The organism is Arhodomonas sp. KWT2, assembly GCF_041949875.1.
GTDB classification, from domain to species: Bacteria; Pseudomonadota; Gammaproteobacteria; order Nitrococcales; family Nitrococcaceae; genus Arhodomonas; species Arhodomonas aquaeolei.
Genome location: NZ_JBHFPQ010000038.1, coordinates 40,242 through 57,166 on the forward strand (window position 1 = coordinate 40,242; position 16,925 = coordinate 57,166).

Sequence of the window (16,925 nt, forward strand, 5' to 3'; positions counted from 1 at the left end):
GATCCATTGTCAGGGGGCCTTGCGTCACCAACCTGATCATTTTCGTCGGGTACTTGATCAGATGCGCCCCCTTGCCCCCTATTGGTGGCCACCTCCGGATGTCAGCGCTCCCGGTTCAGACCGGCGTCAGACACTCTGCAGACGTTGCCCCACGGGGCCCGTCCGCCCCACTGCCGGCGCAGCCGGGATGACGCACGGATAACGGACTGGCTGTCGCACCACCCCATCAGGCCAGTATGACGGCTGCACGCTGTCGGCGAACGACATCGCGCACGCCGACAGGCGGCGCCGACGGGGAACATGCCCGGGGCGGACCAAGGGAAAGGGGGTTACCGGGACGGCGCACGACGGCGGAAGGCCGGCCATCGCCCGACACCGGCAATACAAAAAGAAAGGGCCCCATCTCTGGAGCCCTCGCTATATGGCGCGCCCGGGAGGATTCGAACCCCCAACCTCCTGATCCGTAGTCAGGTGCTCTATCCAGTTGAGCTACAGGCGCTATATCTTGTGAAAGCGCGTATTCTCGCGGTTTCGCCCGAGCGCGTCAACCTCTGGTTGATGCCGGCGCCACCGGCCCTCGCGTTGCGCCCCCGTTGCCGGCATGCCGACAACGGAGGCGAATACTACGCGAGTGACCGGCGGATCGCAACCGCAGTGTCATCTTACCGTCAGTCGCCCTGCCACGCCTCAGCGAGGCAGTCGAAGGAGCGTAGACGATCATCGAGCTCGTAGGTGTCGGTGTTGACGATGAGCTCGTCGGCACCGGTCTCCTCCACGAACGCCCCCAGCCAGTCGCGCACGCCGGCGACGTCGCCGATGGCAGTGGCGGCAAGCTGGTTGCGGACCATGGCGGCCTCCCGGGCATCGCAGACGGACTCCAGCGACTCCACCGGCGGCTCCAGCGGCCCGCGCCGGTTGCGGATCATGCCGAGGAAACGCTGCTGCAGCGACGTCGCCAGGTACTCGGCCCGCTCCGCCGTCTCTGCGGCGATCACGTTCACGCCCACCATCGCGTGGGGCCGTTCCAGCCACCGGGACGGGCGGAAGTGGCGGCGGTACAGCGCCAGCGCGTCGTACAGGTTCTGCGGGGCGAAGTGGCTGGCGAAGGCGAACGGCAGCCCCAGGTTGGCGGCAAGCTGGGCGCTGTAGTGCCCGGAGCCGAGCAGCCAGATCGGGACGTCGCTGCCCGCGCCGGGCACCGCACGCACCCGCTGGCCCGGCTCTGCTGGCGCGAGGTAGTGGCGCAGCTCCTCCAGCAATACGTCGAACTCCGGCTCCCCCGGGCCGAAACGCGCCCGCAGGGCGCGGGCGGTCTCGCCGTCCGTGCCCGGTGCCCGGCCGAGGCCGAGGTCGATGCGCCCCGGGTGCAGGGCCTCCAGGGTGCCGAACTGCTCGGCCACGGCGAGCGGCGCGTGGTTCGGCAGCATGATGCCACCGGCGCCGACGCGGATGCGCTCGGTGCGGTCCGCCACGTGGCCGATGAGCACCGTAGTGGCGGCACTGGCAATGCCGTCCAGGTTGTGGTGCTCGGCGATCCAGAAGCGGTTGAAGCCCAGGGACTCCACCCGCTGCGCGGCCGCGACGCTGCGCCGGAATGCGTCCGCCGGTGCGCTGCCGCGCGGGACCGTGGCCAGGTCGAGCACGGACAGCGGGATGTCGGCGAGCCGGCTCATGACGCTTCCTCCTCCGGCGTCGGCCGCACCAGTACCTCGTTGACGTCGACACGCCGCGGCTGGCTCACCGCGTACATCACGGCCTCCGCCACGTCACCGGCCTCGAGCGCATGCTCCGGACGCTCGTCGAAGAACGGTGTATCCACCATGCCGGGCTCGATCAGCGTGACCCGCACGCCGCTGCCGCGAAGCTCCTCGCGCACGCCATAGCCGATGGCGCTCACGGCCCACTTGGAGGCGCTGTACATGGAACCGGGGATCGTGGTCCGGCCCGCCGCCGAGCCGGTGATCAGCAGGTGCCCGCGGCTCTCGCGCAGCGCCGGCAGCGTATGCTGCAGCGTCAGCCCGACGCCGTAGACATTGGTGAGGATCATGTCGCGCCACACCGAGGTGTCCGCGCCGCTGAAGCCACCGGGGCTGCCGCGCATGCCCGCGTTGGCGAACACCACGTCGATGCGCCCGAAGGCGTTCAGCGCCGCATCCACCATGGCCTTCTGCTGCGCCTCGTCGGTGACGTCGCAGGCCACGGCCAGGGCGCGTTCGCTACCGCCCAGCGACTCCACGAGCCCGTCCAGACGCTCACGCCGCCGTGCGGCGAGGACCACGCGATAGCCCGCGGCGACGGCGCGGCGGGCGGTCTCCTCACCGATGCCGCTGGATGCCCCGGTGATCAGGAATACCGGATCGGCCATTGTTACCTCCCGAATCGTTCGTTTTCGGACTTTCAGGGCATGGGGGCGTGCCGTCGCCGGCACAACCCCCGCCCGGTCAGCCGCGCCCGAGGACCGCCGTCACCGACTCGTGGACGATCTCCACGATCCGGTCGATGTCCTCGTCGCGGGTGACGATCGGCGGCGCGAGACAGAGCACGTCACCCCGCACCCGCGTGAACAGCCCGCGATCCATGACCTCACCGAGCACCCGCGGGCCGACCTTGTCCGCCGGGTCGAAGGTCTGGCGGCTGTCGCGATCGCGGACCAGCTCCACCGCCGCCATAAGACCGAGGCCGCGCACCTCGCCGACGTTGGGGTGATCGCCGATCGCCTCACGCAGGCCGCCGATCAGGCGCTCGCCCTTGCGCGCCGCCTGGGCGGGGAAATCCTCGCCCTCGACGATGTCGAGCATCGCCAGCGCGACCGCACAGCCGACCGGGTGGGCACTGTAGGTGTAGGCATGCATCCAGGGGGTGTCCGCCTGGGCGAGGGTCGCGGCTATCTCGTCGCTAATGCCGATACCGCCGAGCGGGAAGTAGCCCGATGTCACCGCCTTGGCGAACTGGATAAGGTCCGGTTTCACGCCCCAGTGCTCCATGCCGAACATCCGGCCGGTGCGCCCGAAGCCGGTAATCACCTCGTCGGCGACCAGCAGCACGTCGTAGGCGTCGCAGATCTCGCGGATCCGCGGGAAGTAGTCGTCCGGCGGCACGATCACGCCGCCGGCGCCCTGCACCGGCTCGGCGATGAACATCGCCACGGTCTCCGGGCCCTCGCGCAGGATCGCCTGCTCCAGCTCGTTGGCCGCGGCCACCCCCGGAGAGACACCCGCGGGGGCGTCGTAGAAGTAGGGGTACGGCGAGGGGATGTGCACGAAGCCCGGCACCCGGGGCTCGAACAGGCCCCAGTACGGCGCCATGCCGGTGGCGGACATGGCCGCCAGGGTCACACCATGATAGCCCCACTGGCGGGCGATCACCTTGGTCTTCTCCGGTCGACCCTTCATCTTCCAGTACGAGCGCGCCATCTTGAAGTTGCTGTCGCTCGCCTCGCCCCCGCCGGAGGTGAAGAAGAAGCGGTTGATACCCTCGGCGGTGATGCCGGCGAGGCGCTCACCCAGCTCGATGGCCCGCTCGTTGGTGCTCCCGGAGTAGCCGGACGCATAGGGCAGGCGCATCATCTGTGCGCTCGCGGCATCCACCAGCTCCCGGCGGCCATGCCCCGCGGAGACGTTCCACAGCCCGGAGAGGCCGTCGATGAAGCGCCGGCCGTCCGCGTCCGTGAGCCAGGCGCCCTCGCCGCTCACCCACACGCGCCCGCCCTGATGGGCGGCGTTGTGCTGCAGCGGATGAACCAGGTGGGCGAGATCGCGCTCGATGAGCGCAGCGTTGCCGTCGGTAGCCATGCAATACCCTCACTGTTGTCTGTCTGGGATCGGATTACTCCCGCATGTTAGACCTCATCGGCGATCGGGGCACCCTCGGGGGAGCGAACGAAGGGAAGGGCGGGGAACAAGAGCCCCGGTTCGCCGGTCCACGTACATGTTGCGCCCGCCCGTGCACGGCACGGACGGACCGACGTCGACCCAGGTCTCTCGGCAACAAACGCAACAGAGGCGTACCCATGAAGCGACTCAAAACACTCACTGCCGCACTACTTATGGGCGTGGCCACCGTGGTCATGCAGCCCGCGTTCGCCGCCCTGCCCGATGCGGGTGGCAGCGAATCCGGCATGCCCACCCTCGCCCCGCTCGTGCAGAAGGTCTCGCCCGCCGTGGTGAACGTCTCCACCCGGGGCACGATCGAGACCGAACAGAACCCCCTGATGCAGGACCCCTTCTTCCGCCGTTTCTTCGGCGACCAGATGCCCCAGCAGCAGCGCGAGGTCCGCGCCCTGGGCTCGGGCGTGATCGTCAACGCGGATAAGGGCTACATCCTCACCAATAACCACGTGATCGCCAATGCGGACGAGATCACCGTGGGCACCACCGACGACCGCCAGTTCAAGGCCAAGGTCATCGGCGCGGACCCGGAGACGGATATCGCCGTCATCCAGATCGACGCCGACAACCTCACCCAGGTGAAGATGGGCGACTCCAGCACACTGCGCACCGGCGACTACGTCGTCGCGCTGGGTAACCCATTCGGCCTGGAACACACGGTGACCAGCGGCATCGTCAGCGGCCTCGGCCGCAGCCTGTCCGGGCAGATCCGCGACACCCGCATCCAGGACTTCATCCAGACGGACGCCTCGATCAACCCCGGCAACTCCGGCGGCGCACTGGTCAACCTCAAGGGCGAGCTGGTCGGCATCAACACCGCCATCCTCTCGCGTAGCGGCGGCAACATCGGCATCGGCTTCGCCGTCCCGATCAACCTGGCCAGCCAGGTCATGGACCAGCTCATCAAGTACGGCGAGGTCCACCGCGGTGTGCTCGGCGTGCGCGTGCAGGACGTCACGCCGGACATCGCCGAGGCGATGGGGCTCGATGACCGTCACGGTGCGCTGATCTCCCAGGTCAGCCCGGACTCCGCCGCCGAGAAGGCCGGTCTGAAGGCCGGTGACGTGGTCACCGAGGTGGACGGCAAGCCCATTGGTGACGCCGCGGAACTCGCCAAGGTCATCGGCCTGCGCGAGGTCGGCGAGCAGGTGAAGCTGACCGTCGTGCGCGACGGCGAGACCCAGACCATCAAGGCCAAGGTGGGCAAGCGCCCCGATGAGGCGACGCAGGCCACCGTCGAGGGTGGTCCGCTGGAGGGCATCCAGGTCGGCGAGCTGGACGAGCGCTCCAAGCTCTACGGTCAGGTCGAGGGCGTTCTCGTCACCGGCGTCAGCCGCGACGCCCCCGCCGCCGGCACGCTGCAGCCCGGCGACGTCATCACCTCCGTGAATCGTCAGCCGGTGACCTCCGTGGCGGAGTTCAACCGCGCCGCGTCGGGCAAGGACAAACTCCTGCTGCACGTGCGCCGTGGCAACGCCGCACTGTTCGTCGTGCTGCGCTGACGACGCCACCGGGGCCGCCGCCGGCGGCCCCGGTTATCCGCGGTAGCGCGCCACGGCCACGCGCAGCGCCGCGATCACGCCCAGCGCCAGGGCGATCCCGCCCAGCGTCCACGCCACCCCACTGAAGCTCTCTGCACGCACCAGCGAGGCGAGCTGGCTGCCCAGCACCGTCATCGCCAGCACCCCGGGCAGGATGCCGACCAGCGTGCCCAGCATGTAGTCGCGGAAGCGCAGGTGAAAGGCACCGGCGACCATGTTGGTCACCGTGAACGGCGCCAGCGGCAACAGCGAGATGACGATCATCGTACGCACGCCCCGGGCCGACAGCGCCGAGGCCAGCGCATTGAGCCGCCGGCCGCCGTGGCGCACCACCGCCTCGCGGCCCATGTAGCGCCCGATCCAGTAGGTCGCCGCCGCGGCGAGCAGCGTGCCCGCAACGGCGTAGAAGGACCCCGTGAACGCCCCGAAGATAAGCCCGGTAGCCGTCACCATAACGCTCAGCGGAAACACCACGAGCGAGGCCAGCACGTAGGCAAGCAGCACCAGCGGCGGCATCCAGCGGCTGTCACCGAGGGCGGTGACCCAGCGCAGCCAGTCCTCCAGGACCGCTACGGTGATGACCTCCTTCAGCGCGAGCCACTGCCAGAGTCCGGCAAGCAACCCCAGCGTCAGCAAAAACGCCAGGACCAGCCACAGTCGTCTCGGCAAGACACATCTCCCTTGTCCACGGGCACGGTGCAGCCGTCACCCGGCGCGCCGGCGCCCGACGTTCACGGCGGCGGACGCGACCCTGGCAGCGGCGTCCGCTGACCACACGGCGGATTCTCTCACGTCGCACGGCGGCACGCCGGACGCGGCCGGCCGGCCAGGCGAAGCCCGTCGCGCATGTTGAGCCCCATGAGCGTGAGATTCACCGCCCCGGCGAGGAGTTCCAGCGCCTGTACGGCAAAGAAGGTCCCGTCCAGCATTCCCACCGAAGCCCGCATCTGCAGGAACACGGCACAGGGCACGAGCACCAGCACCCCGTTGGCCGCGATGACCGGCATCCGCCGACGTTTCCTCCCGAGTAGCGCGCCGCCACGTCCGCGGGCCATACGCGAGCCGCTGGCGGCGGTCGCCATCAGCGCCGGAATCAGCACTGTCATGGCCCAGAGGATGTCCGTCTTGACGCGTACCACCGCGGCCTCCCCGAGCCAGAGCTCGGAGATCACCGTGGACATCCAGAAGATCGCGATGAGGGCCAGGGCGAGCACACCCGCCCCGGCATGAACGCGCGCGCTCACGACCCACCCGCCCCGACGGCGGTCGCCGCCGGCCCGTGGGCCGTCTCAAGAAGGCTGAGCACGCGCAACGCCGCGCGGAGATCCGCCTCGTCCAGGTGACCGGCGAGGCGCGCGGCATGCTCGCGCCACTGCGCCTCCGCCGCGGCATAGGCGGACTCGCCGCGGGGCGTGAGCGCATACAGCGGCGAGCGCCGGTGGCCGGGGTTGGGCCGCTCGACCACCAGTCCCTCCGCCGCCAGCCGCTGGAGCTGCTTGCGCGCCCCCTGCCGGCTGACGCCCATGGCATCCGCGATGCGGGGTGTGGTCAACGCCTCGCCCGCGAGGGCGAGCGCCCCCAGCATCTGCCAGCGCGCGCTGGTGAGACCCAGCGGGGCGACGAAGCTGTCGCCCCACTCGATCAGGCGCCCGTGGGCGCGGAAGACGGCGAGCACCGTCTCAGTGATTCGCTCGACACTCGACCCGGGCATGGCGTTACTCCGGTAGGGACCATGGGGTCGATCGTCAGTTATTGACAACCGGTTGTCAAATGCCGCCGGTCGGCAACGGCGGGCTCGGTCAGCGGTTCACGTCGACGACCCGCCGGCCGCGGACCTCGCCGGCCATAAGTGCCGACGCCCCGGGAATCACGGCCTCCAGACCGATCTCCCCGGCGATGGTCTCCAGAACACCCTCGTCGAGGCTGTCCGCGAGCCGGCCCCACGCCTCCAGGCGGTCCTCACGAGGACGCATCACGCTGTCCACCCCCGCGAGAGTCACACCCCGCAGGATGAACGGCGCCACCGTCGCAGGCAGGTCCATGCCCTGGGCGAGGCCGCAGGCGGCCACCGTACCGCCGTAGCGCGTGCCGGCGCAGACGTTCGCGAGCGTGTGGCTACCGGCGGTGTCCACCGCGCCGGCCCAGCGCTCCTTGCCGAGCGGCTTCCCCGCCCCGGAGAGCTCGGCGCGGTCGATGATCTCCGCGGCGCCCAGGCCGTGGAGGTAGTCCGTCTCCTGCGTGCGCCCGGTGGCCGCGACGACGCGATAGCCCAGGCGCGAGAGCAGCGCGATGGCGAAGCCGCCGACACCACCGCCGGCGCCGGTGACGAGCACGTCCCCGCGCTCCGGCGTCATCCCGTTGCGCTCCAGCGCCATCACGCAGAGCATCGCGGTGTAGCCGGCGGTGCCGATGGCCATTGCATCCCGGGTGGAGAAACGCTCCGGCAGCGGAATCAGCCACTCGCCCTCGAGTCGCGCCCGCTGCGCGAGACCGCCCCAGTGGGTCTCGCCCACGCCCCAGCCGTTGAGCACGACCCGGTCACCGACCGATAGCCCCGGGGTGGTCGTCTCCTCGACGGTGCCGGCAAGGTCGATGCCCGGGACCATCGGGAACTTACGCACCACCGGGCCCTTGCCGGTGATCGCGAGCGCGTCCTTGTAGTTGATGGTGCTGTAATCGACCCGGACGGTCGTGTCCCCCTCCGGCAGCTGGCCGTCATCCAGCTCCGCCACCCGGGCGCTGTAGTCGTCGCCGTCCTTCTCGATGAGGATGCCCTTGAACATGCGTGCTCCTCCTGGGATCTGCATTGCCGATGGATCGCCGCCACTCATCGGGGCAGGCCCGCCATGAAGCCGGCGAAGAAGACGTCGAGGGGGCGCCCGGTACGCGTCAGGCGCGCACGCATCACCGCCCCCTCCCAGCCGATCCAGAAACACTCCGCCAGAGCCCGGCAGTCCGCCGTCGGCGCGATCTCCCCGGCCTCCCGCGCCGCGCCCAGGCAGCGCGCCACCCGCGCCTGCCAGTCCGCCAGCGTGGCGAGGAGCTGCTCGCGGAAACCCTCGGGCAGCGTTCCCACCTCCTGCCCGAGGTTGCCCACCAGGCACCCGCGGCGGAAACCGTGCCGGGCCATACCGGCCTTGGCGTCGTCCACGAAGGCGGCGAGCCGGTCCAGCGGCGGGGTCGACCCATCCAGCAGCCAGCGGTCGAGCTTGCCGGCGAAGTACGCCGCGTAGTCCGCCAGCACCGCGCGGCCGAAGGCCTCCTTGCTGTCGAAGTAGTGATAGAACGAGCCCTTGGGCACGCCGACGCGGCGGAGGATCCCGTCGATCCCCGTGGCGGTGAAGCCCTGCTCCGTGAGCACCGCCGTGCCGCTGCGGATAAGCGCCTCTCGCGTATCCGCATACGCCCTCGGCACCTTCGGCGGCCGCCCGCGGCGGCGTTTCGGCGTGGCTGTCGTGTTCATGCCGTTAATTATAGACCGATCGTCTATAAATACCCAAACGCCCCCATGAAAGGCACGATATGCGCCAGAGATAAGGCGCCGGGAACCCGGCCGGAGGTCGCGATGGGACGATGGCGGGCATTCGCAGCGGGCATCAGACTGGAGGTCGCCACCTACCGGGCGATCGCGCGGCACCCAAATACGCCTGTTGCCTCCCGCGCCCTGATCGCCGTCGCCGTGGGCTACATGCTCTCGCCCATCGACCTGATCCCGGATTTCATACCGGTGATCGGCCATCTCGACGATGTGCTCGTCGTCCCCGGCCTCATCGCACTGGCCCTCTGGCTCGTGCCGGGGGACGTTGTTCGGGATGCCCGGGCGGTGGCACGGCGGAAAACTGCGTCGCAGAAAGGGCATGAACACGGGCAGGCGCTGACGCGTGGACCGCGCAGGCGCGGCTGAGGCGGAGGGTCTCCGGACGGCGCCACGAGCCGCCCCCGTCACGCAAAAGGACGGCCGCCCGCGGGATCGTGGCGCGGTCGCACCGTAAGTCGGGCATACCGGGCACGCCGGGCGGACCGGCATGCCCGGGATTCAGGCCGCGTCAGCCACCGCGGACGCCCTTCTCGATGCGCTTGCCGATCGCCGGGTCGACGTTGCGCCAGTACTCGAACGCCCGCTCGAGCACCGGCTCCGAGACGCCGCCCTTGAGGTGGCCGACAACGTTGCTGACCAGCCGCTCGCGGGCGGCCTCGTCCATCACCTCGCGGACCAGGGTGCCGGCCTGGCCGAAGTCGTCGTCGTCCCTGCGCAGGGTATAGGCCTGGCGGACGAAATCACCGCTGGCCTCCCAGGTCGCCGCCTCCGGGTATCGCTCCGGATCCGCGGCGGGCCCGCCCTTGGAGTTGGGCGCGTAGACCGGGTCCGAGACCTTCTGCACCCGCATCGCCCCGTCCTTGGAGTAGCTGTGCACCGGGCACTGCGGCGCGTTCACCGGGATCTGCTTGTAGTTCACCCCGAGCCGGGCCCGGTGGGCGTCGGCGTAGGAGAACACCCGCGCGAGCAGCATCTTGTCCGGACTGACGCCGGTGCCGGGCACCATGTTGTTGGGCTCGAACGCCGCCTGCTCGATCTCGGTGTGGTAGTCGGTCGGATTGCGGTCCAGGGTCAGCCGGCCGACCTCGATCAGTGGGTAGTCCTCGTGCGGCCAGACCTTGGTGAGGTCGAAGGGGTTGAAGCGGTAGGTCTCCGCATCCTCGAACGGCATGATCTGCATGTACAGCGTCCAGCTCGGGTAGTTGCCGCGCCGGATCGCCTCGTAGAGGTCGCGGGTGTGGTAGTCGCCGTCCGAACCGGCGAGCTGGTCCGCCTCCTCCTGGGTGAGGCACTCGATGCCCTGGTCGGTCTTGAAGTGATACTTCACCCAGAACTTCTCGCCCTGGGCGTTCACCCACATGTACGTGTGGCTGGAGTAGCCGTTCATGTGGCGCCAGGTCTTCGGGATCCCCCGGTCGCCCATCAGCCAGGCCACCTGGTGGGCGGACTCCGGCGAGAGCGTCCAGAAGTCCCACTGCATGTCATGGTCGCGGAGGTTGGTGTCGGCACGGCGCTTCTGCGAGCGGATGAAGTGCTGGAACTTCATCGGATCGCGGAGGAAGAACACCGGTGTGTTGTTCCCCACCATGTCGAAGTTGCCCTCGGGGGTGTAGAACTTCACCGCGAAGCCCCGCGGATCGCGCCAGGTGTCCGGGCTGCCCCGCTCGCCGGCAACGGTGGAGAAGCGGATCAGCACGTCCGTCTTCGCCCCCGGCTGGAACAGCGCCGCCTTGGTATAGCGACTGACATCGCTGGTCACCTCGAAGCGCCCGAACGCCCCTCCCCCCTTGGCATGCGGCTGGCGCTCCGGGATCCGCTCCCGGTTGAAGTTCGCCATCTGCTCGATCAGGTAGTGATCGTGCAGCACGATCGGCCCGTTCGGTCCGACCGTAAGGGAGTGTTCATCGCTGGAGACAGGGATGCCAGCATCCGTTGTCGTGGGCTTTCCTTTATCAGCCATGGCGAATCCTCCTGATGCCGCTGTCCGCGGCTACACCATCCTGGGGATATCCTCTACACCACTTGCAGCATGGTTCAGACGCAGGACGTCGACAAGGCGAAAAGCCATTGACGAACCGGGAAAAAGCGGGACGATACGCGGCTCACGCGGCGGTAGCGATGAACGTCGATGCAGACAGATGACAGGTTCCGGAAAGCTGGCCCTCGAGGATGAACAGCCGCGGCGCTGCCGCGAAATCGAACAACCGGTAGAGGTGATATTGCCCCTGCGCCTCCGCAGAGACATCCACCTCGTTGCGGGAGAGGAAGAACGGCGTGTCCTGGCCGTACTTGGTAGTCTTCACCTCGATCAGCCGGGGGGCACCGGAGGACTCGAAGGACAGGACATCGTAACCCGCTCCGTCGCCACGGGTCCTGGCGACATGCTCTATGCGTGCCGCCAGCGGTTCCCTGCCCGCCTGAATGAGCCGGGCGCACTCGTAGTTGATGACGAACCGCTCGCCGGCCTCGCCCAGGGATCGATTCCGCGCCTCGCGCTCCAGGTAATTCACGCTGAACGGCGGCCGGCGCACCGGTGCCTCCGCGACCCGAGGCTGTCGTGTCCGGCCTTTCGGCCGTTCTGTCAGGACGGCGAGGATGTCGTCGACCTCCGGCACGGTGACCCGCCGATCCGCGCTATCCGCCGCGATCTCCAGCAGTCGCTCCCGCGTCGCAAGCTGCTCCGAGACCTCCTCGAGAAGCGCGCCCTGGTAGTTGCTGCGACGCTTGTAGCCCGCGATGAACGGGAAGCCGAGATCGATGAGCGCGGCACTGATATTCGCGTGCTTGTACTCCACCGCCTGTGCCGAACGGCCGTTCAGGCGGGGGAGAAGCCGCTGCCGATGCGCCGTCTTGTTGTAGCGCACCCCCGAGAGCTCGGCCTCGAGCATATCCAGGTAATCCGCTACCGTCGCGGCCACCTCCGCACGGGACCAGCTGTCCGTCATTGCCCCCAAACCCCTTGCCAGATCACGGTCACGAACAGGGCATACACCCGATCGCACAGTACGTAATGACCAGGTTAGAGGGTGCAGCACGCCGCCGTCACCTCCGCCGGCAACGGGCGCCAGTTACTCTGCCACTCCGGCGTGGTACGGGCGGCCTGCCGAGGGCTATGCAACGAGCTAGTCGGGAAGGATAAACCCGCCGAACGGCGGGCTTGAGGAATCTGGCGGAGAGGGAGGGATTCGAACCCCCGGACCCCGTAAAGGGTCACCGCATTTCGAGTGCGGCGCTTTCGACCACTCAGCCACCTCTCCGTGCCGTCACGTCTGCGCCCGACGAGTGGCGTAGTCTACAATAAAGCCTTCGCTGGCGAACACCCCTGGACCACATGTCGAGACTCGCGCCACATCTCGCGATCGCCACGACGCTGCTCGCCCTGCTCGCGCTCACCGGAGCGGGCGGGTTCGACGGCCCCGACCGCCTGGACCGGATACGCGACGGCGGCGTGCTCTCGGTCGCCATGCGCGTGGGCCCGGCCTCCTATGCCCCGGCCGCGGGAGACGAGCCCAGCGGCTTCGAGTACGAGCTGCTCAAGGACATCGCCAGCGGGCTCGACGTCAAGCTCGAGATCCAGCCCGTCACCACCCCCGCGGAGGCGACGGCGCTGCTGGAGAACGGTGGCGTGGACCTGGTCGCCGCGACGATGAGCCCGACGCAGGAGCGCCGACGGCGATTCATCTTCAGTGACAGCTACCTCCAGACCCAGCCCCGGGTGATCTATCGCCAGGGCGCGAAGGCGCCGGAGTCCATCGACGACCTGTCGGGCCGGCACATCGAGGCCATCGCCCACTCCGTGCATGCCGAGCGCCTCGCCGAGCTGGCGGCGGAGCACCCGGGCATCGAATGGACGCCCCTCGCCAACCACACGGCGGAGGACCTGCTCTACCGCGTCTGGCGCGAACGCTCGGACTATGCGGTGACGGACAAGCTGCGCCTGGCGCTGAACCGCCCGTTCTACCCGGAGCTGCGCGCGGGGATGAAGCTCGGCGCCCCGCGGGAGCTGGCGTTCATGATGCGCGCGAGTGACGGCGCCCTGCGCGACGCGATCAACGAACGCCTCGCCGCGGTCCGCGATGCCGGCATGCTCGCGGTGCTGCGCGACGAGTATTTCGGCCACCTGAGCGAGTTCGACTACGTCGGCACCCGCACCTTCCTCCGCCACATCACCCAGCGGCTGCCGGCGCTTCGCCAGGCCTTCCGGCAGGCGGCGGACAAGGAGAATCTGGACTGGCGGCTGCTCGCCGCCATCGGCTACCAGGAGTCCCACTGGAACCCGGACGCGGTATCCCCCACCGGGGTGCGCGGGGTGATGATGCTCACGCAGGACACCGCGCAGTTCGTCGGCATCGACAACCGCCGCGACCCGGCCCAGAGCATCAGCGGCGGCGCGGCCTACTTCAACTCCCTGCGCGGGCGCCTGCCTGACGACATCGAGGAGCCGAACCGCACCTGGTTCACGCTGGCGGCGTACAACGTCGGCCTCGGTCATCTGGAGGACGCCCGGCGGATCACGGAGATGCGCGGCGGCGACCCGGATAAATGGCTGGACGTGCGCGACAACCTGCCCCTGCTGGCCAAGGAGCGCTGGTACAGCCGTGTCCAGCACGGCTACGCCCGTGGCTGGGAGCCGGTGCGCTACGTCGCCAATATCCGCCGCTACTACGAACTGTTGCGCCGGGTGACAAAGCTCGGCCAGCCCTCGCCCCCGGAGGTCACACGGGAGTCGATGATGCCGGCGCCGCTGCGCATCCCGGCCCCCCTGGAGTCCATTCTCTGAAAACCCGGCGGACGCGACACGAGCGGAGACGGACATGACGGATACGCCTAGCCCCTTCCGCCCCGGCGATCGTCTCGCGCACATGCGCGAGGCGGCGCCGCTGGTGCACAACATCACCAACGATGTATCGATGAACTTCCTCGCCAACGTCCTGCTGGCCGTCGGCGCCTCGCCGGCGATGGTGCAGGCGTACGAGGAGGCCGGCGAATTCGCGGCGCTGGCGGATGCCCTCGCGATCAATATTGGTACGGTCACCGCGCCCCAGGCGGCGGCGATGGAAACGGCGGTGGACGCGGCCCGCAGCGCGGACACGCCCTGGGTGCTCGACCCGGTGGCCGTGGGCGCCACGGCCTTTCGCCGCGAGCTGGGCGCCCGGCTCGTCGAGCTGGGCCCCACGGTGATCCGCGGCAACGCCTCCGAGATCCTGACCCTGGCCGGCGCGGACGCCGCCGGCCGCGGCGTCGACACCGGCGACACCGTCACCGCCGCGGAGGCAGGGGCCGACGCCCTCGCCCGCCACACCGGCGCGGTGGTCGCCGTCACCGGCCCGGAGGACTACGTCACCAACGGCGTCCGTGCCCTGCGCATCGCCAACGGCCACGCGATGATGCCGCGGGTCACCGCCATGGGCTGTGCACTCACCGGCGTGGTGGCGGCCTTCGTGGCCGCCGGCGGCATGCCCCTGGAGGATACCGCCGCCGCCCTCGCCGGCTTCGCCGTCGCCGGGGAAAACGCCGGGGAGCGCGCCGCCGGCCCTGGCAGCTTCGCGGTGCACTTCATCGACGCGCTATACGCCCTCGACCCGGCCACGCTGGACGCCGGGGCGCACATCCGGGCGGACCGGCCCCGGGGCTGAGCGGCCTCAGCCGTCGCCGATCAGGCGGGCGTGCTCGATCTTCAGGCAGCGGTCCATCACCACGGTGAGGCCGGCGTCGCGGGCGCGCTGCGCCGCCGCCTCGTCGATCACGCCGAGCTGCAGCCACAGCGAGGGCGCGCCGATGGCGATGGCGTCTTCCACCACCGCCGCCACCTGGTCCGGACGGCGGAAGACGTCGACCATGTCCACCGGCTCCGGGATCGAGCGCAGGTCCGGATAGCTGGTCTCGCCGAGGATGGTCTCGTGCCCCGGGTTCACCGGAATGATGCGGTAGCCGTGGGCCTGCAGGTACTGCGCGACGCCGTGGCTCGGCCGCTGCGGCTTCGGCGAGAGCCCCACCACGGCGATGGTGTGTGTGTGCTGCAGCAACGCCCGCAGCGACGTGTCGGTATCGGTCATTCGGCCTCCTTGCGGTTCCGCGGGGGCGGACACTCTCGGCGGAATACGATAGATTAGCGGACCCTTTCGGCACCAGCCCGCGCGATCATGCAGACAGCCCCGGACACGGATGCGGCGCTCGCCATCCTGCGCGAGACCTTCGGCTACGAGGACTTCCGCGGCCGCCAGCGCGAGATCATCGACGCCGTCGCCGGCGGCCACTCGGCGCTCGCGCTCATGCCCACCGGCGGCGGCAAGTCCCTGTGCTACCAGATCCCCGCGCTGCTGCGCGAGGGCACGGGCGTGGTGGTCTCGCCGCTGATCGCGCTGATGCAGGACCAGGTCGAGGCCCTGCGCCACTACGGCGTGCGCGCCGCCTGCCTGCACTCCGGGCTGGCCCCGGACGAGCGCGAGCGCTGCGAGCGCGACCTCGCAGCCGGCGAGCTGGACCTGCTCTACGTCGCCCCGGAGCGCCTGCTCGGCGGTGGCCTGCTGCCGCGGCTGGAGCGCCAGCGCATCGCGCTGTTCGCCATCGACGAGGCCCACTGCGTCTCCCAGTGGGGCCACGACTTCCGCCCGGAATATCTCCAGCTCGGCCGCATCGCCGAGCGCTTCCCGGACGTGCCGCTGGTGGCCCTCACCGCCACGGCGGACGCCCGCACCCGCGGCGAGATCGAGCGCAATCTCCTGCCCGACGGGGCGGAGACCTTCGTCGCGAGCTTCGACCGGCCCAACATCCGCTACCGCGTCCGCACCAAGGAGCGGGCGCGCCAGCAGATCCTGGAATTCATCCGCGACGCCCATCCCGGCGAGTCCGGCATCATCTACTGCATGAGCCGCCGCGCCACCGAGGACGTCGCCGAGTGGCTGATGGCCCGGGACGTTAACGCCCTGCCCTACCACGCCGGCCTGCCCGCCAGCCTGCGCGAGACGCACCAGCGACGGTTCCTGCGCGAGGACGGCATCGTGATGGTGGCGACCGTCGCCTTCGGCATGGGCATCGACAAGCCGGACGTGCGTTTCGTGGTGCACATGGACCTGCCCAAGAGCCTGGAGGCGTACTACCAGGAGACCGGCCGCGCCGGGCGCGACGGCCTGCCCGCGGAGGCGCTGCTGCTCTACGGCACCCGCGACGTCTACCGCCTGCGCGCCATGCTCGAGGACTCCGAGGCGGACGAGCGCCACAAGCGCCTGGAGGGCCAGCGGCTGGAGGCGCTGCTCGGCTTCTGCGAGCACACCGGCTGCCGGCGCCAGGCCCTGCTCGGCTGGTTCGACGAGCGCCATCCGGGCGAGTGCGGCAACTGCGACAACTGCCTCGACCCGCCGGAGACCTGGGACGCCACCGAGGCCGCGCAGAAGCTGCTCTCCTGCATCTACCGCACGGGCCAGCGCTTCGGCGCCAATCACATCATCGAGGTGCTCACCGGGGGCACCGCCGCACGCATCGGCGAGCTCGGCCACGACCGCCTCTCCACCTACGGCATCGGCCGCGACCTCGCCCGGGGCACGTGGCAGTCGCTGATCCGGCAGATGCTCGCCCAGGGGCTGGTGCAGCCGGACCCGGAGGGCCACGGCGGCCTGCGCCTGGCCGAGGCCTGCCGGCCACTGCTACGCGGCGAGCAGCACTTCGTCGCGCGGCGGGATCCGGCGCGGCCCCAACGCCGCAGTGCCGAACGCGGCAGCAGCGCCCAGATCCAGCCCGCCGACCGGGAGCGCTGGGATGCGCTGCGCCAGTGCCGGCGGGAGATTGCCGAGGCCGAGGGCGTGCCGCCCTACGTCGTCTTCCACGATGCCACGCTGATGGAGATGCTCTGGCAGCGCCCGGGCACGCTGGAGGAGCTCGCGGGCGTCAGCGGCGTGGGCCGGCACAAGCTGGAGAAGTACGGCGAGGCGTTCCTGCAGGCCCTCGCCAGGGCGTCCTGAT

Annotated in this window: 16 protein-coding genes and 2 tRNA genes; 5 read left to right on the plus strand and 13 right to left on the minus strand. The window is 69.8% G+C overall.

Annotated features, from left to right (window positions below; genetic code table 11):
- Nucleotides 1-422: 422 nt before the first annotated feature.
- The 4 genes from ACEZHJ_RS06340 to ACEZHJ_RS06355 form a co-directional block, all read right to left on the minus strand.
- Nucleotides 423-499: transfer RNA gene (locus tag ACEZHJ_RS06340), tRNA-Arg, on the minus strand.
- Between the two features lie 169 nt (nt 500-668).
- Nucleotides 669-1,673 carry an LLM class flavin-dependent oxidoreductase gene (locus ACEZHJ_RS06345; protein WP_375036344.1) on the minus strand — a complete coding sequence of 335 codons (1,005 nt, stop codon included), beginning with the start codon at nt 1,671-1,673 and terminating at the stop codon, nt 669-671.
- Entirely contained in the window at nt 1,670-2,365 is a 696-nt protein-coding gene (locus ACEZHJ_RS06350) for an SDR family oxidoreductase (protein ID WP_018717076.1), read from the minus strand. The genes ACEZHJ_RS06345 and ACEZHJ_RS06350 overlap by 4 nt, the downstream gene beginning before the upstream one ends.
- A gap of 76 nt (nt 2,366-2,441) precedes the next feature.
- Nucleotides 2,442-3,791, minus strand: a complete 1,350-nt coding sequence (locus ACEZHJ_RS06355) for an aspartate aminotransferase family protein (RefSeq protein WP_018717077.1) — start codon at nt 3,789-3,791, stop codon at nt 2,442-2,444.
- Nucleotides 3,792-4,045: 254 nt separating this feature from the next.
- Between ACEZHJ_RS06355 and ACEZHJ_RS06360 the strand changes: the two genes are divergently transcribed.
- Nucleotides 4,046-5,389, plus strand: a complete 1,344-nt coding sequence (locus ACEZHJ_RS06360) for a DegQ family serine endoprotease (RefSeq protein ID WP_163139248.1) — start codon at nt 4,046-4,048, stop codon at nt 5,387-5,389.
- Between the two features lie 33 nt (nt 5,390-5,422).
- Here the strand turns inward: ACEZHJ_RS06360 and ACEZHJ_RS06365 are convergent, their stop codons facing one another.
- From ACEZHJ_RS06365 to ACEZHJ_RS06385, 5 genes are all read right to left on the minus strand, one after another.
- The gene (locus ACEZHJ_RS06365) at nt 5,423-6,097 is read right to left on the minus strand and encodes a TVP38/TMEM64 family protein (RefSeq protein WP_018717079.1); all 675 of its coding nucleotides are present in this window, start codon (nt 6,095-6,097) and stop codon (nt 5,423-5,425) included.
- Between the two features lie 119 nt (nt 6,098-6,216).
- Nucleotides 6,217-6,672 carry a hypothetical protein gene (locus ACEZHJ_RS06370; protein ID WP_018717080.1) on the minus strand — a complete coding sequence of 152 codons (456 nt, stop codon included), beginning with the start codon at nt 6,670-6,672 and terminating at the stop codon, nt 6,217-6,219.
- Nucleotides 6,669-7,139: a MarR family winged helix-turn-helix transcriptional regulator gene (locus ACEZHJ_RS06375; protein ID WP_375036345.1), complete on the minus strand. Its 471-nt coding sequence runs from the start codon at nt 7,137-7,139 to the stop codon at nt 6,669-6,671. Before ACEZHJ_RS06375 ends, ACEZHJ_RS06370 begins: the two co-directional genes overlap by 4 nt.
- 88 nt (nt 7,140-7,227) lie before the next feature.
- Nucleotides 7,228-8,211 (minus strand): MDR family oxidoreductase, encoded by a 984-nt coding sequence (locus tag ACEZHJ_RS06380; protein WP_259203319.1) that lies wholly within the window; start codon nt 8,209-8,211, stop codon nt 7,228-7,230.
- A 44-nt stretch (nt 8,212-8,255) separates the two neighbouring features.
- The gene (locus ACEZHJ_RS06385; RefSeq protein ID WP_375036346.1) at nt 8,256-8,891 is read right to left on the minus strand and encodes a TetR/AcrR family transcriptional regulator; all 636 of its coding nucleotides are present in this window, start codon (nt 8,889-8,891) and stop codon (nt 8,256-8,258) included.
- Between the two features lie 102 nt (nt 8,892-8,993).
- On the opposite strand from ACEZHJ_RS06385, the gene ACEZHJ_RS06390 reads away from it, so the two are divergent.
- On the plus strand, nt 8,994-9,332 hold the full coding sequence (locus ACEZHJ_RS06390; RefSeq protein ID WP_259203324.1) for a YkvA family protein: 339 nt from the start codon (nt 8,994-8,996) through the stop codon (nt 9,330-9,332).
- A 142-nt stretch (nt 9,333-9,474) separates the two neighbouring features.
- Here the strand turns inward: ACEZHJ_RS06390 and ACEZHJ_RS06395 are convergent, their stop codons facing one another.
- From ACEZHJ_RS06395 to ACEZHJ_RS06405, 3 genes are all read right to left on the minus strand, one after another.
- Complete coding sequence (locus ACEZHJ_RS06395; protein ID WP_375036347.1) at nt 9,475-10,926, minus strand: catalase; 1,452 nt, start codon at nt 10,924-10,926, stop codon at nt 9,475-9,477.
- A 142-nt stretch (nt 10,927-11,068) separates the two neighbouring features.
- On the minus strand, nt 11,069-11,911 hold the full coding sequence (locus ACEZHJ_RS06400) for a DUF3883 domain-containing protein (protein ID WP_018717086.1): 843 nt from the start codon (nt 11,909-11,911) through the stop codon (nt 11,069-11,071).
- A gap of 222 nt (nt 11,912-12,133) precedes the next feature.
- Nucleotides 12,134-12,223: transfer RNA gene (locus ACEZHJ_RS06405), tRNA-Ser, on the minus strand.
- Nucleotides 12,224-12,297: 74 nt separating this feature from the next.
- Between ACEZHJ_RS06405 and mltF the strand changes: the two genes are divergently transcribed.
- A complete protein-coding gene (mltF, locus tag ACEZHJ_RS06410) occupies nt 12,298-13,746 on the plus strand; it encodes a membrane-bound lytic murein transglycosylase MltF (RefSeq protein WP_375036348.1) in 1,449 nt (482 codons plus the stop codon).
- A gap of 34 nt (nt 13,747-13,780) precedes the next feature.
- On the plus strand, nt 13,781-14,602 hold the full coding sequence (thiM, locus tag ACEZHJ_RS06415; protein ID WP_375036349.1) for a hydroxyethylthiazole kinase: 822 nt from the start codon (nt 13,781-13,783) through the stop codon (nt 14,600-14,602).
- A gap of 6 nt (nt 14,603-14,608) precedes the next feature.
- On the opposite strand, the gene ACEZHJ_RS06420 is transcribed toward thiM, so the two are convergent.
- The gene (locus ACEZHJ_RS06420) at nt 14,609-15,022 is read right to left on the minus strand and encodes a CoA-binding protein (protein ID WP_375036350.1); all 414 of its coding nucleotides are present in this window, start codon (nt 15,020-15,022) and stop codon (nt 14,609-14,611) included.
- 87 nt (nt 15,023-15,109) lie between these two features.
- Between ACEZHJ_RS06420 and recQ the strand changes: the two genes are divergently transcribed.
- The gene (gene recQ, locus ACEZHJ_RS06425; RefSeq protein WP_375036351.1) at nt 15,110-16,924 is read left to right on the plus strand and encodes a DNA helicase RecQ; all 1,815 of its coding nucleotides are present in this window, start codon (nt 15,110-15,112) and stop codon (nt 16,922-16,924) included.
- The last annotated feature ends 1 nt before the right edge of the window (nt 16,925 follow it).